Annotated in this window: 18 protein-coding genes; 4 read left to right on the plus strand and 14 right to left on the minus strand. The window is 43.3% G+C overall.

What is annotated here, in order from left to right; genetic code table 11:
* Positions 1-27 precede the first annotated feature (27 nt).
* A complete protein-coding gene (locus tag BC643_RS22635; RefSeq protein WP_120275714.1) occupies positions 28-1,659 on the minus strand; it encodes an ArnT family glycosyltransferase in 1,632 nt (543 codons plus the stop codon).
* Between the two features lie 222 nt (positions 1,660-1,881).
* Here BC643_RS22635 and BC643_RS22640 point away from each other — a divergent pair, with 222 nt between their 5' ends.
* The gene (locus BC643_RS22640) at positions 1,882-2,553 is read left to right on the plus strand and encodes a hypothetical protein (RefSeq protein ID WP_120275715.1); all 672 of its coding nucleotides are present in this window, start codon (positions 1,882-1,884) and stop codon (positions 2,551-2,553) included.
* A gap of 102 nt (positions 2,554-2,655) precedes the next feature.
* Here the strand turns inward: BC643_RS22640 and BC643_RS22645 are convergent, their stop codons facing one another.
* A complete protein-coding gene (locus BC643_RS22645) occupies positions 2,656-3,204 on the minus strand; it encodes a hypothetical protein (protein ID WP_120275717.1) in 549 nt (182 codons plus the stop codon).
* Between the two features lie 140 nt (positions 3,205-3,344).
* Positions 3,345-4,280, minus strand: coding sequence for an aldo/keto reductase (locus BC643_RS22650; RefSeq protein WP_170154663.1), 936 nt, complete (start codon positions 4,278-4,280; stop codon positions 3,345-3,347).
* Between the two features lie 175 nt (positions 4,281-4,455).
* On the opposite strand from BC643_RS22650, the gene BC643_RS22655 reads away from it, so the two are divergent.
* The 3 genes from BC643_RS22655 (at position 4,456) to BC643_RS22670 (ending at position 7,327) form a co-directional block, all read left to right on the plus strand.
* Entirely contained in the window at positions 4,456-4,932 is a 477-nt protein-coding gene (locus BC643_RS22655; protein WP_120275720.1) for a DUF4395 family protein, read from the plus strand.
* Between the two features lie 192 nt (positions 4,933-5,124).
* The gene (locus BC643_RS22665; RefSeq protein WP_120275723.1) at positions 5,125-5,907 is read left to right on the plus strand and encodes a hypothetical protein; all 783 of its coding nucleotides are present in this window, start codon (positions 5,125-5,127) and stop codon (positions 5,905-5,907) included.
* Positions 5,908-6,127: 220 nt separating this feature from the next.
* Positions 6,128-7,327 (plus strand): transglutaminase domain-containing protein, encoded by a 1,200-nt coding sequence (locus BC643_RS22670; RefSeq protein WP_120275725.1) that lies wholly within the window; start codon positions 6,128-6,130, stop codon positions 7,325-7,327.
* A 291-nt stretch (positions 7,328-7,618) separates the two neighbouring features.
* On the opposite strand, the gene BC643_RS22675 is transcribed toward BC643_RS22670, so the two are convergent.
* From BC643_RS22675 to BC643_RS22725, 11 genes are all read right to left on the minus strand, one after another.
* Entirely contained in the window at positions 7,619-8,320 is a 702-nt protein-coding gene (locus tag BC643_RS22675; RefSeq protein ID WP_120275726.1) for a hypothetical protein, read from the minus strand.
* Between the two features lie 78 nt (positions 8,321-8,398).
* Entirely contained in the window at positions 8,399-8,770 is a 372-nt protein-coding gene (locus BC643_RS22680) for a DUF2200 domain-containing protein (RefSeq protein ID WP_120275728.1), read from the minus strand.
* Positions 8,771-8,818: 48 nt separating this feature from the next.
* Positions 8,819-9,355 carry an HD domain-containing protein gene (locus BC643_RS22685; protein WP_120275729.1) on the minus strand — a complete coding sequence of 179 codons (537 nt, stop codon included), beginning with the start codon at positions 9,353-9,355 and terminating at the stop codon, positions 8,819-8,821.
* A gap of 208 nt (positions 9,356-9,563) precedes the next feature.
* The gene (locus tag BC643_RS22690) at positions 9,564-9,983 is read right to left on the minus strand and encodes an RDD family protein (RefSeq protein ID WP_120275731.1); all 420 of its coding nucleotides are present in this window, start codon (positions 9,981-9,983) and stop codon (positions 9,564-9,566) included.
* Positions 9,984-10,062: 79 nt separating this feature from the next.
* Complete coding sequence (locus tag BC643_RS22695) at positions 10,063-10,761, minus strand: Bax inhibitor-1/YccA family protein (RefSeq protein ID WP_120275732.1); 699 nt, start codon at positions 10,759-10,761, stop codon at positions 10,063-10,065.
* Positions 10,762-11,028: 267 nt separating this feature from the next.
* On the minus strand, positions 11,029-11,535 hold the full coding sequence (locus BC643_RS22700; protein WP_120275734.1) for a hypothetical protein: 507 nt from the start codon (positions 11,533-11,535) through the stop codon (positions 11,029-11,031).
* Positions 11,536-11,624: 89 nt separating this feature from the next.
* Positions 11,625-12,284, minus strand: a complete 660-nt coding sequence (locus BC643_RS22705; protein WP_147377311.1) for a hypothetical protein — start codon at positions 12,282-12,284, stop codon at positions 11,625-11,627.
* 181 nt (positions 12,285-12,465) lie between these two features.
* Positions 12,466-13,473 (minus strand): hypothetical protein, encoded by a 1,008-nt coding sequence (locus tag BC643_RS22710; RefSeq protein ID WP_120275737.1) that lies wholly within the window; start codon positions 13,471-13,473, stop codon positions 12,466-12,468.
* Positions 13,474-13,719: 246 nt separating this feature from the next.
* Positions 13,720-14,091 (minus strand): hypothetical protein, encoded by a 372-nt coding sequence (locus BC643_RS22715; protein ID WP_120275738.1) that lies wholly within the window; start codon positions 14,089-14,091, stop codon positions 13,720-13,722.
* 125 nt (positions 14,092-14,216) lie between these two features.
* Entirely contained in the window at positions 14,217-14,675 is a 459-nt protein-coding gene (locus BC643_RS22720) for a hypothetical protein (protein WP_147377312.1), read from the minus strand.
* 155 nt (positions 14,676-14,830) lie between these two features.
* A complete protein-coding gene (locus BC643_RS22725; RefSeq protein ID WP_147377313.1) occupies positions 14,831-15,982 on the minus strand; it encodes a hypothetical protein in 1,152 nt (383 codons plus the stop codon).
* Between the last annotated feature and the right edge of the window lie 147 nt (positions 15,983-16,129).

Raw genomic sequence — 16,129 nt, forward strand, 5'->3', positions numbered from 1 at the left:
GCCTTTTCATTTTATGGATTGATCTTGTTATTCCAACTCGACCAAATAGCGTTTCTCTGTTTTGCTGGCGCGCGTTTTCGGATTGATGAATTTCATCGAAATCCGCGACAAACTCCGGTGATCCATTTCTTCCACCAATTTATACGGCACCTGCATTTCGTCCAGTTGTGTTAAACCTTCGGCACTGGTATACAACCAATCGCCAGCAGGCAGTTTGGCATTTTGCAGATCCTCTTCCGTAATCAGGTAACGACCGTAATTTTTAGCATAGAAGAAGATTCCCCAATAGCGGGCTTGTTGGGTGAAGATATGCAGTTCGGCTTCCGGCTTCGCCTCTTCATTGAAAACTTCGCAGGCTCTCAACGGTGAATGATAAACGGCCAGTCGTGGCAAGATATGCGCATTCAGCGTGAACATGAAAATTGAAATCGCCAGGAAAAGGCTGGTTAGCTGTTTGTGCAAAGTCACTTTCCAAGTGATTGTGTAGATATAGAAACCTGTTAAAACCACCACTACAAACCAGACCCAAATTTTGGCATCGGGGAAGAAATACACCAGGAACGGATATACGAAAACTACCAGTACAACACCGATGAACAGGTGAATACCCGACATTATTTTTTTCAGCATGCGGAGCTTGCTTTTCTCATAAATCTCCAGTGCCCAACGTGCACCAATTACCAGGATCAACGGCAAAACAGCCATCTCGTAATGCGGGTTCTTCTGCTTCGCAATCGAAGCGATGATCAAGTAAAACAGGATTCCACCTAGGGTGTAATATTCATTTGCGACGTCGGCAGGCGTACGTCTCAGTATTTTCTCACGCAGCTGCATAAACAGGCCAACAAATCCGAAACCCATCCAGGGAGCAATCATCCAAAGTGTGGTATGGATGTAAAAGAAAGGATCGGAGTTGGTTCCTTTGTAGCTACCAGTTACCCGCCCGACGTTATTGGTCCAGAAATAGAATTTAATCCCTTCTATCCCGAAGTGTTGGAACAAACCAATCAAAGCGGGAAGGATGATAATGAATGCCAACGGAATGGCCAGCAACCAACGGTAATTCAAGATGCCCTTGAAGTTTTTGGTCAGCAACAGATGCGCACCAACAGCGGCTCCGGGAATGACCATCCCGACGGGACCTTTTGTCAGCATTGCTAAACCAACAAACACCACGCCCAGGTAAAAATTCAGTTCGCGTTTCAATTTGAAGTAAGCGGCAAATTGCCAAATCGCCAGCATCACAGGCACTGCCAGCAAGGTATCCGTGTGAATATCGCTGTTAAAGTGTACAAAGCCGAGGCTGGTTATCCAGAAAAAAGCAGCCACCTGCCCGGTACGCCGGTTGTAAAGCAGATCGCCTAACTTGAAAGTGGCGAAAGCACCGATCAGCGAAAACAGCAGCACTGCAGCTTTATAGATCACAGCCGACTTGCCGAACAACCAAAAGGCCGAAGCACCAATCCAAAACAACATGGGTGGTTTTTGCTCATAAGGCTCGTGTGCAATGGTCATATTTACCCAATCGTGGTTGGCTAAAATTTCGCGGGCTACCTGCGCATATTTTGCAGCATTGACCACTAGTGGGGTTAGCATCCCCGAAACATTTACCAACAAACAAATTAAGATGAGTGGCAACAGCCATGCCTGCTTTTTCATAGAATGATGTTAAAGAATGATGCAAAGGTAAAATTTAAGTCCATAATTCAATCTAACGGTCATTGCCGGGGCTTCAAATCGCCTTCGACCAAAACCGGAGAATAACACTTTTTAAGAAATGCCTTTCTTTTTTTATGCTACATTTGCCGTGTAATTGGATTGTAACACGCAGGAAACAAAACCTTAACAGGTTTCGGTTTCTCCTGTTTCAAACACATAAAAATGAACACATTGAAAAATATTACAAAGCTCGAATGGATCATGTTTGCCGTCGTTTTCGCCTTTTCAGGCTATGGACTTTACCTGGCAAAAACTGATTTGGCAGCTTTTACCATCTTTACAGAGGAAGATGGGTTAGTCGAAAACCTCACTTCACTGTTCCTGCTTGCGGCCTCGATGGTCTGTATTTACCGGGTTGTTGAGTTTCGGAAAGCGAAGAAACCCGCCCTGTGGATATTCACGGCGGTCATGATGGCAATCCTGTTCTTTTTCGCTGCCGGCGAAGAAATCAGTTGGGGCCAACGTATTTTCGGCATCCAGTCGAGCGAGTTCTTTTTGGAACACAACAAGCAAGCCGAAACCAACCTGCACAACCTGGTTGTGGGCACCACCAGCATCAATAAGCTGATCTTTTCGCAACTGCTGTTCGTTGTGTTGCTGGTTTATTTCCTGCTAATGGGCTGGCTGGTGAAAAAAGTTGCTTTTATTCGAAACCTCGAACTGAAGTTCAATGTTCCACTACCCCGTATCCAACACACCGTTGGCATGCTGCTGGTAGCTGGTTTAATTGCCTTGATCAACCTGGCAAAACAGGCCGAACTACTCGAAATGTCGTTTGCTTTTATCTTCTTTATGATTTTTGTGAATCCGTCAAAAATCGAAGAAAAAGCCTGATCATACCGAATTCAAATTGAACAAGCCGGTCTTCTGCAATTGCGAAAGACCGGCTTGTTTATTTTCAGGCTGATGGGCAGAAGTTCCTATTCAACGACAAAATCAGCGCTTATAATATTCTTTGTAAGCTTTCCGGATTTCAATGGCATCGATCAAACGCGGCTTTTGGGTCGGCTCAAACAAAACCACAAACCAGCCATTCGATGCTTCGGATCGCGAATCCAGCAAAAGAGTTTCGTTTTCAAGTTCACATTTCAGATAGCGTGTTTTCAGGTGAATCGTTTTCACTTGCAGGCTGTCCAAAAACTCGGACGCCAGGTAGTCGTAATAGTTATTGTCGTCGGCAGCAATATAAAAATCCTCCTCTTGCTCCGTGCTGTTTCCCTTCATCTTGGCAATTTGCACTGAATCGGGAAAAACGAATACCGCACAAGGCTCCGAAATTGTGCGGACATCCTTTTGCTCCGGCTCTGCAGTCGACAGAAAATTCTCCAGCTTGTGCGCTTTCTCGTAATCGGACTCTTCCTCCTCGGGTTGAGTCGCTTTCTCAATGATTTTATCCAGCACCACCTTCGGATCGGTTGATTGGTGCGATTGGCAGGCTAAGGCAATCATGGCCAACGCAGCAAGGGGCAGTAAAAGCTGTTTCATGATGGTATCTTATAAAAAAGGTACCAATGCTGATGCACCAGTACCCTTATTTCTTAATCGTTGTTATTCGCTCTGTTACCAAATTAAACGAAAAATTAGCTCGACTATTATCTGCTGCAAAATAAACAATGGCAGAAAAATCAGACTTTATCCTTATACCATTCGTGTTTTCCGCCTTGTGCGTGATCCAAAGTCTTGTCCAGCAGAGTCGCAATCTCGTCCTCGGTCATCGGCTTAAAGTTACGCACAATCTCCAGATTATGGCGAAAATGCTCCAGATTATTCATTCCCGAAACCACGCTCGAAGTTGGCAAGGTCATCGCAAAACGAAGACACTCTTCAATTGTCGCGATTCCCTCTTTTACGATAGCGCCCGAAGCCACCGACTTCATACCGATGATACCAATATTCCGTTCCACCAGCAAAGGAATAATCTCCTGCGAGAAGCTGGAATAATGGTGGTCGAGTACATTAATCGGCATCTGTACCGTTTCCCATTCAAAGCCTTTTTCGATCATCGCGCGGTGAATTTCCGGGCGGCTGTGACCTGTAAAGCCGATGTGCCGAATCACGCCTTCATCGCGCTTCTTCACCACAAAATCGAGTACGCCGCTTGAATAGATTTTGTCCACTGAATCCATGCTTTCAATCTCATGAAACTGCCACAAATCGAGGTAATCGGTTTGTAAGCGACGAAGACTGGTTTCCAAATGTTCCTGTGCCGTTTTCGGATCACGCCCGTGGTGCTTGGTCATCAAGATCGCTTTGTTGCGGTAACCATCCAGCAGTGCTTTTCCCATCAACTCCTCGCTGCGGCCATTGTTGTAGTGCCAGGCATTATCCAGGAAGTTGATCCCGTTGTCCAGTGCTTCCCGAATCAGCTTAATCGAATCCGATTCCGTGATAAAGCGATCGCCAATATGATACCCTCCCACTCCAAGCAACGACACATCCATCCCGGTTTTACCCAGTTTGCGGTACGGAACACCATCCTTTGTAAACGATGTTGTCAGTCCGGTAACCGAGAGTGCAGCCATTGCGGCCGCTGTCTGTTTGATAAAATCGCGACGTTTCATAAGCTTTTTCTTTTCTGCAACAGGCCAATTATCTTTTTGGTTCATAACTGTTTGCAAAACCAAGCGACAGGAGTTCTCCTGTAAAAAAGAATTCAGCCCAAAAGCAACCTCAATTCCGAAATGGCGGTATACCCAACTTTGTGTTGTATCAAACGAAATAGAGAGGATAGTGATTATGCAGAACCTATCGAAAGCCCGCATCTATAGGATCAAGTGCCAGGGATTTTCCGGCTACTCCGATGAGGACGTTTCTCAACTGGCCTTTGCCAACAAGTTTCCGGTAGTCATTTGTGCAACCCTTCTGGCCATTGGCGTAGCGCTGGCAAGTATCCCAATCTTGTCTTTTCTGCTGCTCGTATCCTTTTTGTCACTAATTCTCCCCTACAATCCGTTTGACTACCTCTATAACTTCGGCGTACGGAAGCTAATCAACAAGCCCTTCTTACCTCCGCGATCCAGGCAATTCAAGTTTGCCTGTACCCTGGCAACGCTGTGGATCAGCCTGCATATTTTTCTGTTTGCCATGGGATACACCACTGCCGGATACATTTCGGGCGGGCTGATGTTTTGCGTACCGTTCCTGGTAGCTACAATTGATTTATGCATTCCCTCGATGATTTACAACTACCTGTTTAATGTGAAAATTGAATGACTCAGTTCTTCTTCCCCAAACACTTGTCCCTCAAAATAACAGATCCGAACAAAGATGAGGAGTTGCTAATTCTGAAAAAGAACTCGACAATCAAGTCGCAAAGCATTCTACATAAAGAATATTCAAGATTAACACAAAATATAACCGAAGGGGCGTCGAATTGCTGTAAATTCGCCAAGCAAATCCCGAATCATGCCTCAAATCCACTTTAGCGATCCTCAGGAAAAACCAACTCAAGCAAAAATACGCCTGATCCGGGAAGGGAAAATACAAGAGTATTTCGTCCACCCCTGGGTCTACCTGCCTTTTATCTGGCTGACCTGGTTTTTGATATTTTCAATCGATCAGGACTGGAAATCAGCCCTATTAACAAGCGGCATTATAAGTATCGTCGTTATTCTTTTGCTTGCATCCATCATCTTTTTGAGCCAGGAAATCCTGGAACGCCGACGCTGGTTGCGACAACTGCAACACCCGCAGTTCGAATGCCTGCAAACAATGGGATTACAACTTCACCCTGACTTATATTACACGGGAACTTACGACGGTTATTCATTTCGAATTCGGGGCTACGAGGAAACCATTGGTAAGCGGAAGAAACGCCTGGTTTTCAGTTGTAGCTCCTATTTTCATTTTCCTGAGCAGATTCAAAGTCCTGAAGAGCGAGATGCCATAAGGAAACAGCTGGCAGGTGAATACTCGATTGGTCGTATTTTTTTGGGAGCTGAACATTTGGTCTTTCAGCCAAGAAATCCTTTTTACGCCAATTGGGAGCAAGCGCTGCTATATTTGGTGAACCTGATGCGAGAAAATAAGCTAAGACCGATGGACTATGGCGATTGGTTTGCACGCTATGTTCAACCAGACCTGGACTGGCAGGAAAAAGACAAAAAAGAACGCACCGTTTATTTAATCAACCTGGGCAAATGGTTCAATGTATCCTACCTTAAACCAGAAAAGAAAACAGAACATTAACCTAAAAACGGAGAGCTTCGTTTCATCAATATTTTAAGCTACCACCGAGCAGACAAGAGCCAGAACTATTTGACTACCAATAACCCAATGATTTTCCCTCAACACACTTAGAAAATTGCCTTTACTTTACCGTCGAAGTAAAATAGACATTCCTGTCTGATTATCCCGAAAAGCTTGCTATTTTAGGCTTCGATTTTTAACCAACCAACATTTTTTAACCATGAGACAATTGACAATGACCGCGCTGTTATTGGGCGTGATCCTTTTTTCGTGTACCACAAGCTGGCAAAGCAAGCTAAAGCCCGAGACGCTGGCCCTGGTGAACGAACAATTAAGCAAAGCAGGCGCCAACCAGGCCGAATTAACCAAAGCACTGGAGCAAGCACCCGATAGCCAACTGGAAGGTGTCGCCTTTTTGATTTCCTACATGCCTCAACGCGACCTGGATTCGCTGACTGGTGACTTCATCCTTGAAAATACCAAAGTAGCTTACGAGACGCGCGAGAAATACGCCTGGGCGAAAGCGCTACCCGATTCGGTTTTCCTGAACGAAGTTTTGCCCTATGCCAGCTTGAACGAACGCCGCGATAACTGGCGCCAGGATTTCCTGAACCGCTTTTCGCCGCTGGTGGACAATTGTACCGACATTCGTGCTGCCATCGATTCGGTGAGCCGTAACATTGCCGATGTGCTGCAAACCGAGTACAACGTGAAACGACGCAAGGTTGACCAAAGTCCTTACGAATCGATTGAGCAAGGAATGGCTACTTGTACCGGCTTGTCTATTCTGCTGGTTGATGCGCTTCGTTCGGTAGGTATTCCTGCCCGCGTTGCCGGCATCCCGAACTGGACAACCAAACGTGGTAACCACAACTGGGTTGAAGTAATGGTGGATGGCAAATGGTATTTCACCGAATACTACCCCGACCAATTGAATAAAGGGTGGTTTGTAGCTGATGCCGGAAAAGCCAACCCGAATGATCCCAACTACAGTATTTATGCCAGTTCGTTTAAACCGGCCGAAACCTGGTTCCGCCTGATCTGGGACATGGATCTGCATTATGTGAACGCCGACAACGTGACCAAACGTTACATCGACGTGTATAACGAACAAATGCACGAATCTCAGCTTCCGGCCGACGAGCAGCTGCTGAACGTGGTACTCTTTAAAGATGAAAGCTGCACCCCTGACGGCAACAACCGCATTCCCACACGAGTTAGCTTGATGCAAGACGGCAAAGAAGTAGACTTTGGCTTCTCTCCTTCGCCAACCGACGATATGAATAAATATTTGGTGTTTCGGGTGAAACGTAACCAGGATTACCAGCTTGCCTTTGCCAGTGAAAATGGTGAAGTGAAAACCACCAAAATCCAAACAAGCGGCGAGCCTGAAATGAACCAAGCCTTATACCTGAATTAATCGGCTTACAAATAAGCGAAACATAAAAAGCGGAAGAGGCTGCCTAAAAGTCTGAAGAGTTTTTCCTAACTATCAAATTGTAAGTCCATTCAAGCTATTGCCCCTATATCCCCTGAAGGGGACTTTAAGCCGCCCCTTTAGGGGAGGTTTGCCCGCCTGACCGGACGGGCAGGGAGGGGTAAAATCAGCAGGAGCTTTCAATTTGTAAGTCTGAATTTCTCGTTGTCACCTTTTTAGACAGCCTTTTTCTGTTTAATGGCAGAGAGCAAAACGCAAAGGGCAGATTCAATCTTAAAACCGAAAGTTGACGCCCAGTTTCCAGTATTCGCGCTTAAAGCTGAGTACGCGTTCTGTAATCGTTAGATCGCCCATAAAGCGGTCGTAACGCAGCCCGCCAAAGCAAGCAAAGAGTCCCCAATGCTTGCAGGGAAAGTAAGCCAGCTCCGGCGCCAGTTCCAGGCTTAGCATTTCTCCTTTAGTATCGATACTCCAGCTTGTCCCCCTTGGAGAAATAATTTCATACATCCCATCCTCAAACGGATAGTGCTCGGCCAGGTAGAAGCCCACGCCTTGCAACTTCGCTTTTCCGTAGCTTCCGGTAAAGCGGGGAACCAGGTAAAGGCGACTGAATACCGGCAAATAATATTTACAGAAAACCCGCGGCAGCCAGTAAGTTCCTTCACCCCCAATGAGCTCTCCATACATAATATCATCTTCCAGTGTCCAGCTTGCTTTTTTGGTTATTTCATAATATCGTGCCAGGCCCACACCAACCGAAAAACGATCGGTTATAAAGCGCTCGGCATTCAATCCAAGGTTCCAATATTTGTCGTCAGTTGTGATGTCGGAGCCGGAAACCGACCGATCCGAGTTCGATTTGTAGTAGTTGCCCTCAACCGAGAGCATCCAGTCTTTACTTGTTGGTTGTGCCCAGGCATTGAAACCAATAACCAGCAACAAGCAGGTTTGCCAAAAACGTTTTTGGAGTAGCATAGGTGTTCGTTAGTTGTTTTGTTTGAAGTACCGCGCGATACAATTGCGCTGCTTTGGCCGCATTAAATCGACCTTCTTTTATTTCTTTTCTTCCCGTAAGATTTTTTCCATTTTTCGGCCTTTCGCTAATTCATCAACCAGTTTATCCAGGTACCGCACTTGCCTGGTTAACGGATATTCGATTTCTTCGATCCGATAACCGCAAATGACTCCCTGAATAAGCTCTGCATTCGGGTGCAAATGGGCTTGTTGAAAGAAGCTTTCAAAGGTCGCGTTCTCATCGATCAGCGCTTGTAGTTTCGCATCATCGAAACCGGTCAGCCAGCGAATCACTTCGTGCAGTTCTTCCTTGGTGCGTCCTTTACGCACGACCTTTGTCAGGTAGTGCGGGTAAACCGAGGCAAAGGTCATTTTGGCAATTCGTTCGTTGTGTTCAGCTGTAACTTTCATTCTTTTTCAGTTTTTTGGTCGACAAATCCGGTTGGATGATTCCGGCCATTAGCCGATATACTTTTCGTAGTCCGAAATCTTGGCTTCCAGTCTTTTATTCAGGAACTCATTCTTGCGTTCCAAGGCCTCGTTGATTCGCTCTGCTTCCTGACGGTAGCTCCGCTTTTTCTCATTCGTCCAGTAAGCCGGTGGTTCCTGCAGATTGGTTATCCGGTCAGCCAGTTTTACAATGCCAACCTCTTTCTGCAGCCGGTTAATTCGTTCCAGGCTATCTTCCATCTGCTCCGCTTTCGACGACAGCTCCTTCTTTTTGGTTAAGGCCGAAACGCCCTGTGCCACCTCATCACCAAACTTCGCTTTTAGTTCGTCGAATTCAGTCGTAGTATCTTCCAAGGTATCGTGCAACAGCGCTAACTGCACCGCCAACTCGACGTCAAAGTTTTGCTCTTCCTTATAGGCCAGCAACACTTCCATGGCCACATTCGACAAATGAAGTAAGTAGTTGGAATCTGTTCCCGGCATTTTCTGATTCTTGTGCTTTTCTCCGGCAAATAGAATTGCCGCCTGGTATTTATCTTGTATCATAGTCGATTTATAATCCCGCTAAATTAATGTTCTTTCTTCTTTTGCAGCCAAGCCCGGTCATCGAATTTATCTCTCCCCTGCCCCAAAGTAATCCGGCTTTGCCCGTTTCTTCCACTCTTCCCCTCTCTACCCATAGAGAGGGGCAATTGCGATTCATCGGAACGATTAATCGCGATGGGGTGAGTCAGCGAGCCAAACAAAGCGGGATTCACAAATCTGCTTTGGCCGGAGCTGGTAGTTCATAACGTACCACCGATCCAACAATCATGTCGTGAATGGCTTTGCCTTTTTTGTTACTCATAACAGTGACTAATGAAATCCACCCTAAGGCTATTTTTACGATATAGCGGATCAGTGCCAGCGGGAAAAATATATTTCGTTGCTGATCGTTTTGTCGCTTTACCCGGATACCGAAAAGCAAATGTCCCAAAGTTCCACCGCAAGCGCTGGTGAGAATCGGGTCATACAGAAACATGCCAACAAAGACAATCCCCCGCACATAACCGGGAACGTTGTTAAAACTTTCAAGCAGATAGGTAGCACCTATAATCAGTATTAGTAGGACAATACTGTCGCTGACGACTGCTTTTACCCGGAGCGATACTCCGGGATAATTATACTCTTCCATACTTGTATTATTAAATCAGTATTTACTTACAATGCTGCCGCGCGATTGTATCGCATGGTAACAGAGTTTCGCTTCGTTTTTATTTTCTCTTTCCAAGCACTCTTAATAATCTTAAGAACAGGTTAATGAAATCGAGATATAAGGTTAATGCTCCAATTATTGCCTCTTTCTTGTCCTCATCTGTTCCTTCGTTACCGATGATGTTTAATTGCTTTATTTTTTGAGTATCATAAGCAATCAGCCCAATAAATATCAATATCCCGGCATAGGTTGTTATCCAGTACAAGGTCTCATTCTGATAGAACATATTAACCGCTGAAGCAATAATTAACCCGATCAATCCCATTAATAAAAGATTGCCCACTTTCGTTAAGTCAGATTTCGTGAAATATCCATAGATACTCATGATGGCAAAAGTTCCGGCGGTAATAAAAAAGGTCGATGCAATTGAGTCAGGCGTAAATACAAGGAATATTACCGACAAGGTGAATCCGTTTAGGATGGAATATAAGATGAAAATAAGTGCAGCAGTACGTGAACTCATTCTCATAATCCAACCGACGAGATAGGCCACTAAAACAAATTCAAGTATCAATAATCCAAAAAAGAACCATCTGCTCTCGGTAAGTATGCTGTTTATATTAACATTCGATGCGGTCCAGATCGCAACGAATCCGGTTATAATTAAGGCGATTGACATCCACCCATAAACTTTTACAAAGAATCTTTGAGTTTCGGCTAATACCTCCTCTTTTGGAACCGTGATTTTTTTGCCCATTCTGTTTTCGTTTTAAATTTATCAATCTTCTCCACTGCTGCCTCGCAAATCCCTTTGCTCTAGATTAGCTGATGTTACCACGCGATGCAATCGCGCAGGGTTTCTTACACTCCATCTAACTTTTTTAAACTCTCCCCTGCCCCAAAGTAATCCGGCTTTGCCCGTTTCTTCCACTCTTCCCCTCTCTACCCATAGAGAGGGGCAATTGCGATTCATCGGAACGATTCATCGCGATGGGGTGAGCCAGCAAGCTATCCACTGCTCCGATCACAGATCCGCGCCGATGCGAGTGTCGGGATCGTCCAATAATCTTCGGTCATTCATATTCAGTTCCAGGTCGAGGATCGTCTGCTCTTTCGAAGGACGGTAAATCAGGAACAGGATCAACAGTAAGCCTACAACTCCGAGATACAATAAATTTCCGGTTAGCAAATACGCAACAACCGCCATAAAGCTTGGTCCTTCAATCAAAGCAAATTTTAGGATTAAGGCCGCCCGGTATAACATTAATTTCTCCTGCAGGCTCGGTTTGCTGACACATTCTTTTAGGCGTTGTTTAAAAACAATCTGGCTTGCAAAAGCAGCTCCGATAACAAACACACCAACCACAGGTGCAAGAAACCGGTTAAACTCTTCGTCGCTGCTTGACTCAAAACCGTTTAATTGCAGTACATACGAAATTGCGCTGAAAAATACGATTCCCCCCATGAGTGCCAGGTGAACAATCCGAATGGCTGTAAAGTAACCTTGAGTAGTTTGTTTTTCTGTTTCCATAATACAGTATGATTTTGATTTGTTGTTGTTTTTTCCTCTTTAACAAAGCCCCTTACTCCCATGCAATGCAATCGCATGGAAAGGACCTATCAATCATTTTCTGCAATAAATTGAATTACACTTTTCCGAATCTCCTCCAGCTCGAAACTTTGGTCTGCACATTTCTGCGCTACGATTTGTTTTAGCGCGGCTATACTTTTGTTTGTCGATGCAACCGGATCCTCCTCAAAATAATATTCGTAAGCTGCATAATTAATCCATTTATAATAGTTTTCGGCGTAAAGTTCATTGTGCTTCAATGCTATGAAATCGCAGGGATAGGTTTCCAGGTATGCCCTGCAATCTTGCCCGATATATTCCGATAACGCACCATCTGTTATTTTCAAAACACAGTTAAAAACAAATAAATAGAATGCGCTCGTCTCCTCATTCGTTGTTAACACGCTATCCAAAAAGGCAAAGGTGAAGTTATCATCTGAGGCCGCAAACTTTCCCATAAAAAATAGCTTCGCATATTTATCAATATCCGGATGGTTTAAATAAAAGTCGATGGGCCTGTGATTTAACGAATCAACCATCCATTGATTAACCTGGTGGGGATTTTCTTCCGGATTATTCGGTTCCGGTACCTGGCAAACAGCAACCAACGAGAATAAGCTAAAAAACAGAATCAGCAATCCCTTCATAATATTGAACAGATTACTCCCGGTTTGCATTAGACAAGCCTTCGTAGTATGTTCTTTTATCATATGCTCTCAATTAATAATTCTCTCACCTCAACTACTTTCTATAATCTCTCCCCAACCCTCGCAATCCGGCGCTGCCCGTTTCTTCGACTCTTCCCCTCTCTACCCGTAGAGAGGGGAAATTGCGATTCATCGGAACGATTAATCGCGATGGGGTGAGTCTGCAAGCTTAACAATGCCCGAATTATCTCAATCTTTTAAGCGCCTTTTTTATTTGTTTGGGTTTTAATTGAATGAGTTCTTCATAATCTTTGTTGTTGGCCACTGCGATATTGGTACCCAAAGAGCCGGGCAAAGCCATTAGTGCGAGACATTCACCGGTAGCCGACGAATACACCTGAAGGTTTTCGGTGCCCAGCACAGTTGTATTAACAGCCGGATAAACATAGCCCTCGGTTTGATTTAAAACGACTTCGTTATATTTTTCATTGCTGCAAATCTCGAACTTATGAGGGTAGAGTTTGGCCACTTTCTGCTCATCCATTTTTCGATGCATCATGAACTCGGGTATCAGGAGGGTTTGGTCTTTAATCCCTTTCGAACGCTTCCGATAAGCGTCCATCACATTGAATGAGTTCCTCAATTTTCCGGACTCGATATCCTCGGCCCTTTGTTGCACATCATTTAAAGCGATTTGCAACGAAATCGGGTTCACCAGTTTTTCTTCAGCAGTGAAAGGAATGAAAAACCGCAGCGCATGCCCACCCATTGTTTGACCTTGTTTGACATACAGGCAAACGGCTTTGTGATAGCTGGTCGCTCCCGGTACTCTAACACCACTGGAGTAGTCTAATTTCATGTTTGGCCGGTATGGATCCGGAATAGGCCCAAAGGGCTTCGTATTATGAGACATTTGCTGCACCTTAAAATCCTCCAAGGTGAGCATAAAGTAGCCTTTCATATCTTTTACAAACTCCCAAGCCTCTCCTTGAGGCAGCACGTCTACAATCGGGCAGAAAGTCCAGTTCTTCTTAAAGAATTCAACAGCCATTTCATTTTCCGCATCAACCGCCTTTTTATATTCCTCGCCTGCATTTTTCGGGTATTCCTTTGTGCCGATAACAACTCCGCCATTGCGTAACTCTTCCATATCAGACCGCCGAACAACCGTCGACTGCTTAGCAACAAAGCACGACTGAAACAACATTAAACTGAACAAAAAAATACCACTGAGTTTTACTTTCTTAGTCATTCGATTAGCTTTTAGTGAATTTTGGTTTTATTTCAATTTATCTTCTATTGACAGGCTTCTGTGAAGCTCCGATCACAGATCCGCGCTGGCGGAGGACTCTCCCCCAACCCTCGCAATCCGGCGCTGCCCGTTTCTTCGACTCGTCCCCTCTCTACGGGTAGAGAGGGGCAATTGCGATTCATCGGAACGATTCATCGCGATGGGGTGAGTCAACAAGCCATCCACTGCTCCGATCACAAATCCGAGCTAGCGGGGGGATTCATTTATTAATTTTCCAAGCACAAAATAGTACTTAGAATTTCCCCTGAATATAAAAAGAGAGTCCGTCCAAGATTTCTTTACTATTGAATCTCCTATTGATAAATTATCCTGAAGAAACCTTTGACGATATAATGAATTCGCTGAGTTATGCAGAAAAATTTTTTTGGACCCACTTGTCACAAAACACGCCCCTCTGTCAGTATATAAATCTGTTATTATTCCTTTAAATTCATCTTTGGTATAGACTTCCTTAAATTCTGAATGTAACCTTTTTGTCTTTGAATGATCTTGAACCGTCAAAAAAACAGCAAAAGAAATAGCCATGATAACAAAGAACACAATTCCAATCTTTTTCATAGTTTTACTAATTATGGCCTAGTATTTTAGCATATTATTTAGCAATCTGGAAGGATATTCGTGAACCTTTACCCCCTCCAAGCCCCGAGGTAATTCTCCTACCCGAGTTTTCATCTGTTTAGTTTTTAAAATTGTGCCGTTGGAAAACCCACTACCCACATCATAATCATTCCTGCTATTCCACCTAAAAGCATTAATGGGAGGAACAGTTTAATTTGTTTTGCTGTCACATTTGTATTTCCGCTAAAACTTGATTTTTGAAATAATCCTGGGTGTTTTTCAATAAACTCTGCTCCTTCTTTAAAATAGATCCATCTCACACTTAGGACCCAAAGTACGATAATCGAAAAATGGAAAAGTAAAACCATTGGATTCATAGCTTTTGGATTAAAGTACTCAAAAGTGTTGTGTGTTATTCCACTTAAGTTTCCAATCATCATAATAACCCACGGAATATTGGCATAGAACATCCATCCCTTAAAATACTTATCATAGCCTTCTTCCAATTCGGGGTTTTGGGCTATATACTTCTTAGAACGATATTTTAGAACGAATCCATTTGCAATCGTTACTGCAATGAACATGATCCAGGCATGTTTAAATATTAGTTCCATTTCTTCGAATTGGTGTTAATGTTTATTCATGTAGCGATGCGAGAATCCCTGCCTGCCGCAGGCAGGCGCAGTTGGCTTACCACCAAAACCCGCCCTGCAATTTGTACGTTGTCTCGGGACGTAATCTACTTGTTGTCAATTAGTTTATTTATTAGTTCATTAACCGCTGTCATCATCACTTCAATATCCTCCGTACTTATTGAATCGTATTTAACATATCTCTTCTTGGATGAATAAGCTGATTTCATCTCATCAATACTAAACAAAACCTCCAAATACTTATTATAAATATCTTGTGGAATTTTGCATGATTCAGCCATTGATTGCGTTATCATTGACACATAATCAGGATAAATATCGAGAATGGTTGTCCATTTTTTATCCAACTGTTTTCTAATACTTAAACCAGCTACTCCCCAATAAATCATGAGGTCAGAATTATTTTGCCAAACATCTATCCATTTCTCAAGAATCTGTGAAATATCATTTGGGCATTGAGATATGAATGTTACCCTATCCGTTTTGTTTTTTTGATTTTGAGATTTTTCTGTTTCCAAGTATGTAATCTCAATTTTAGGTTTTTCTTTTTCATATTGAACCTTAACAACTCCTCTTATTTCCTCTTTAGTTTTTCCGACGATGTCAGGTATAAGTATTATGTCATGATTGTATTTGAATAATTTCATTTCAATTAAAGACAGAGAGAAGTTTAGTCCTGGAGAACTTTGCAGTGTGTCAGATAATAATAAAAGGTTAGGAGAGATTTTATCTCCAATTATGCTCAACTTTAAAATACCTTTATGGAGGTTTTGGATTAAAATATCTATGAAATCCGTTTGGTTTTGATTTGAAAATTCCTTTGCAATTATTTCTTTCAGCGAAAGTGCTTTTTCACTTTGTGAGTTTCTTTGCGAGGAAATTACAGCATTATTTAAATCATCAAATCCCCATTTGCTAATTTCTTTGGCGTAGTCTATCACCTGTGCCAAAACTGTTCTTGATTTCTCTGGATTTCTCCATAATTTGGTTTCTGCAATTATCAATTCGGCATCAGAAGTTAGAAATAAAATGTCAATGTATCCTGCACCGCTATTAATCTCTCGACCCAAAGAAATTATTTTTAAATCTTTATTTAAAGGGTTCTCGATTGGATATGTTTGAGGATTGTCATGAATTACTTTCTGCAACCAATCCTCGGTAAATTTTGATTCCGATTCGTCAATTTTCATTAACTCAAAATAGTTATCCCTGGAAATTGAAATTGGTTTAATTATCATGTTTCATATCTTTTGTGTCGGCATTTTGCATTATGCTCCATAACGTTGAGTATATGCAAAGTAGGCGATTGCGGGCTTCAAACCTATCAAACCGTTGAGAAGTTGAAGCGGGCTACAACCCTTTAAATTACTACTATCACGCCTATT

It is taken from the genome of Mangrovibacterium diazotrophicum, from assembly GCF_003610535.1.
In the GTDB taxonomy this organism is placed as follows: domain Bacteria; phylum Bacteroidota; class Bacteroidia; order Bacteroidales; family Prolixibacteraceae; genus Mangrovibacterium; species Mangrovibacterium diazotrophicum.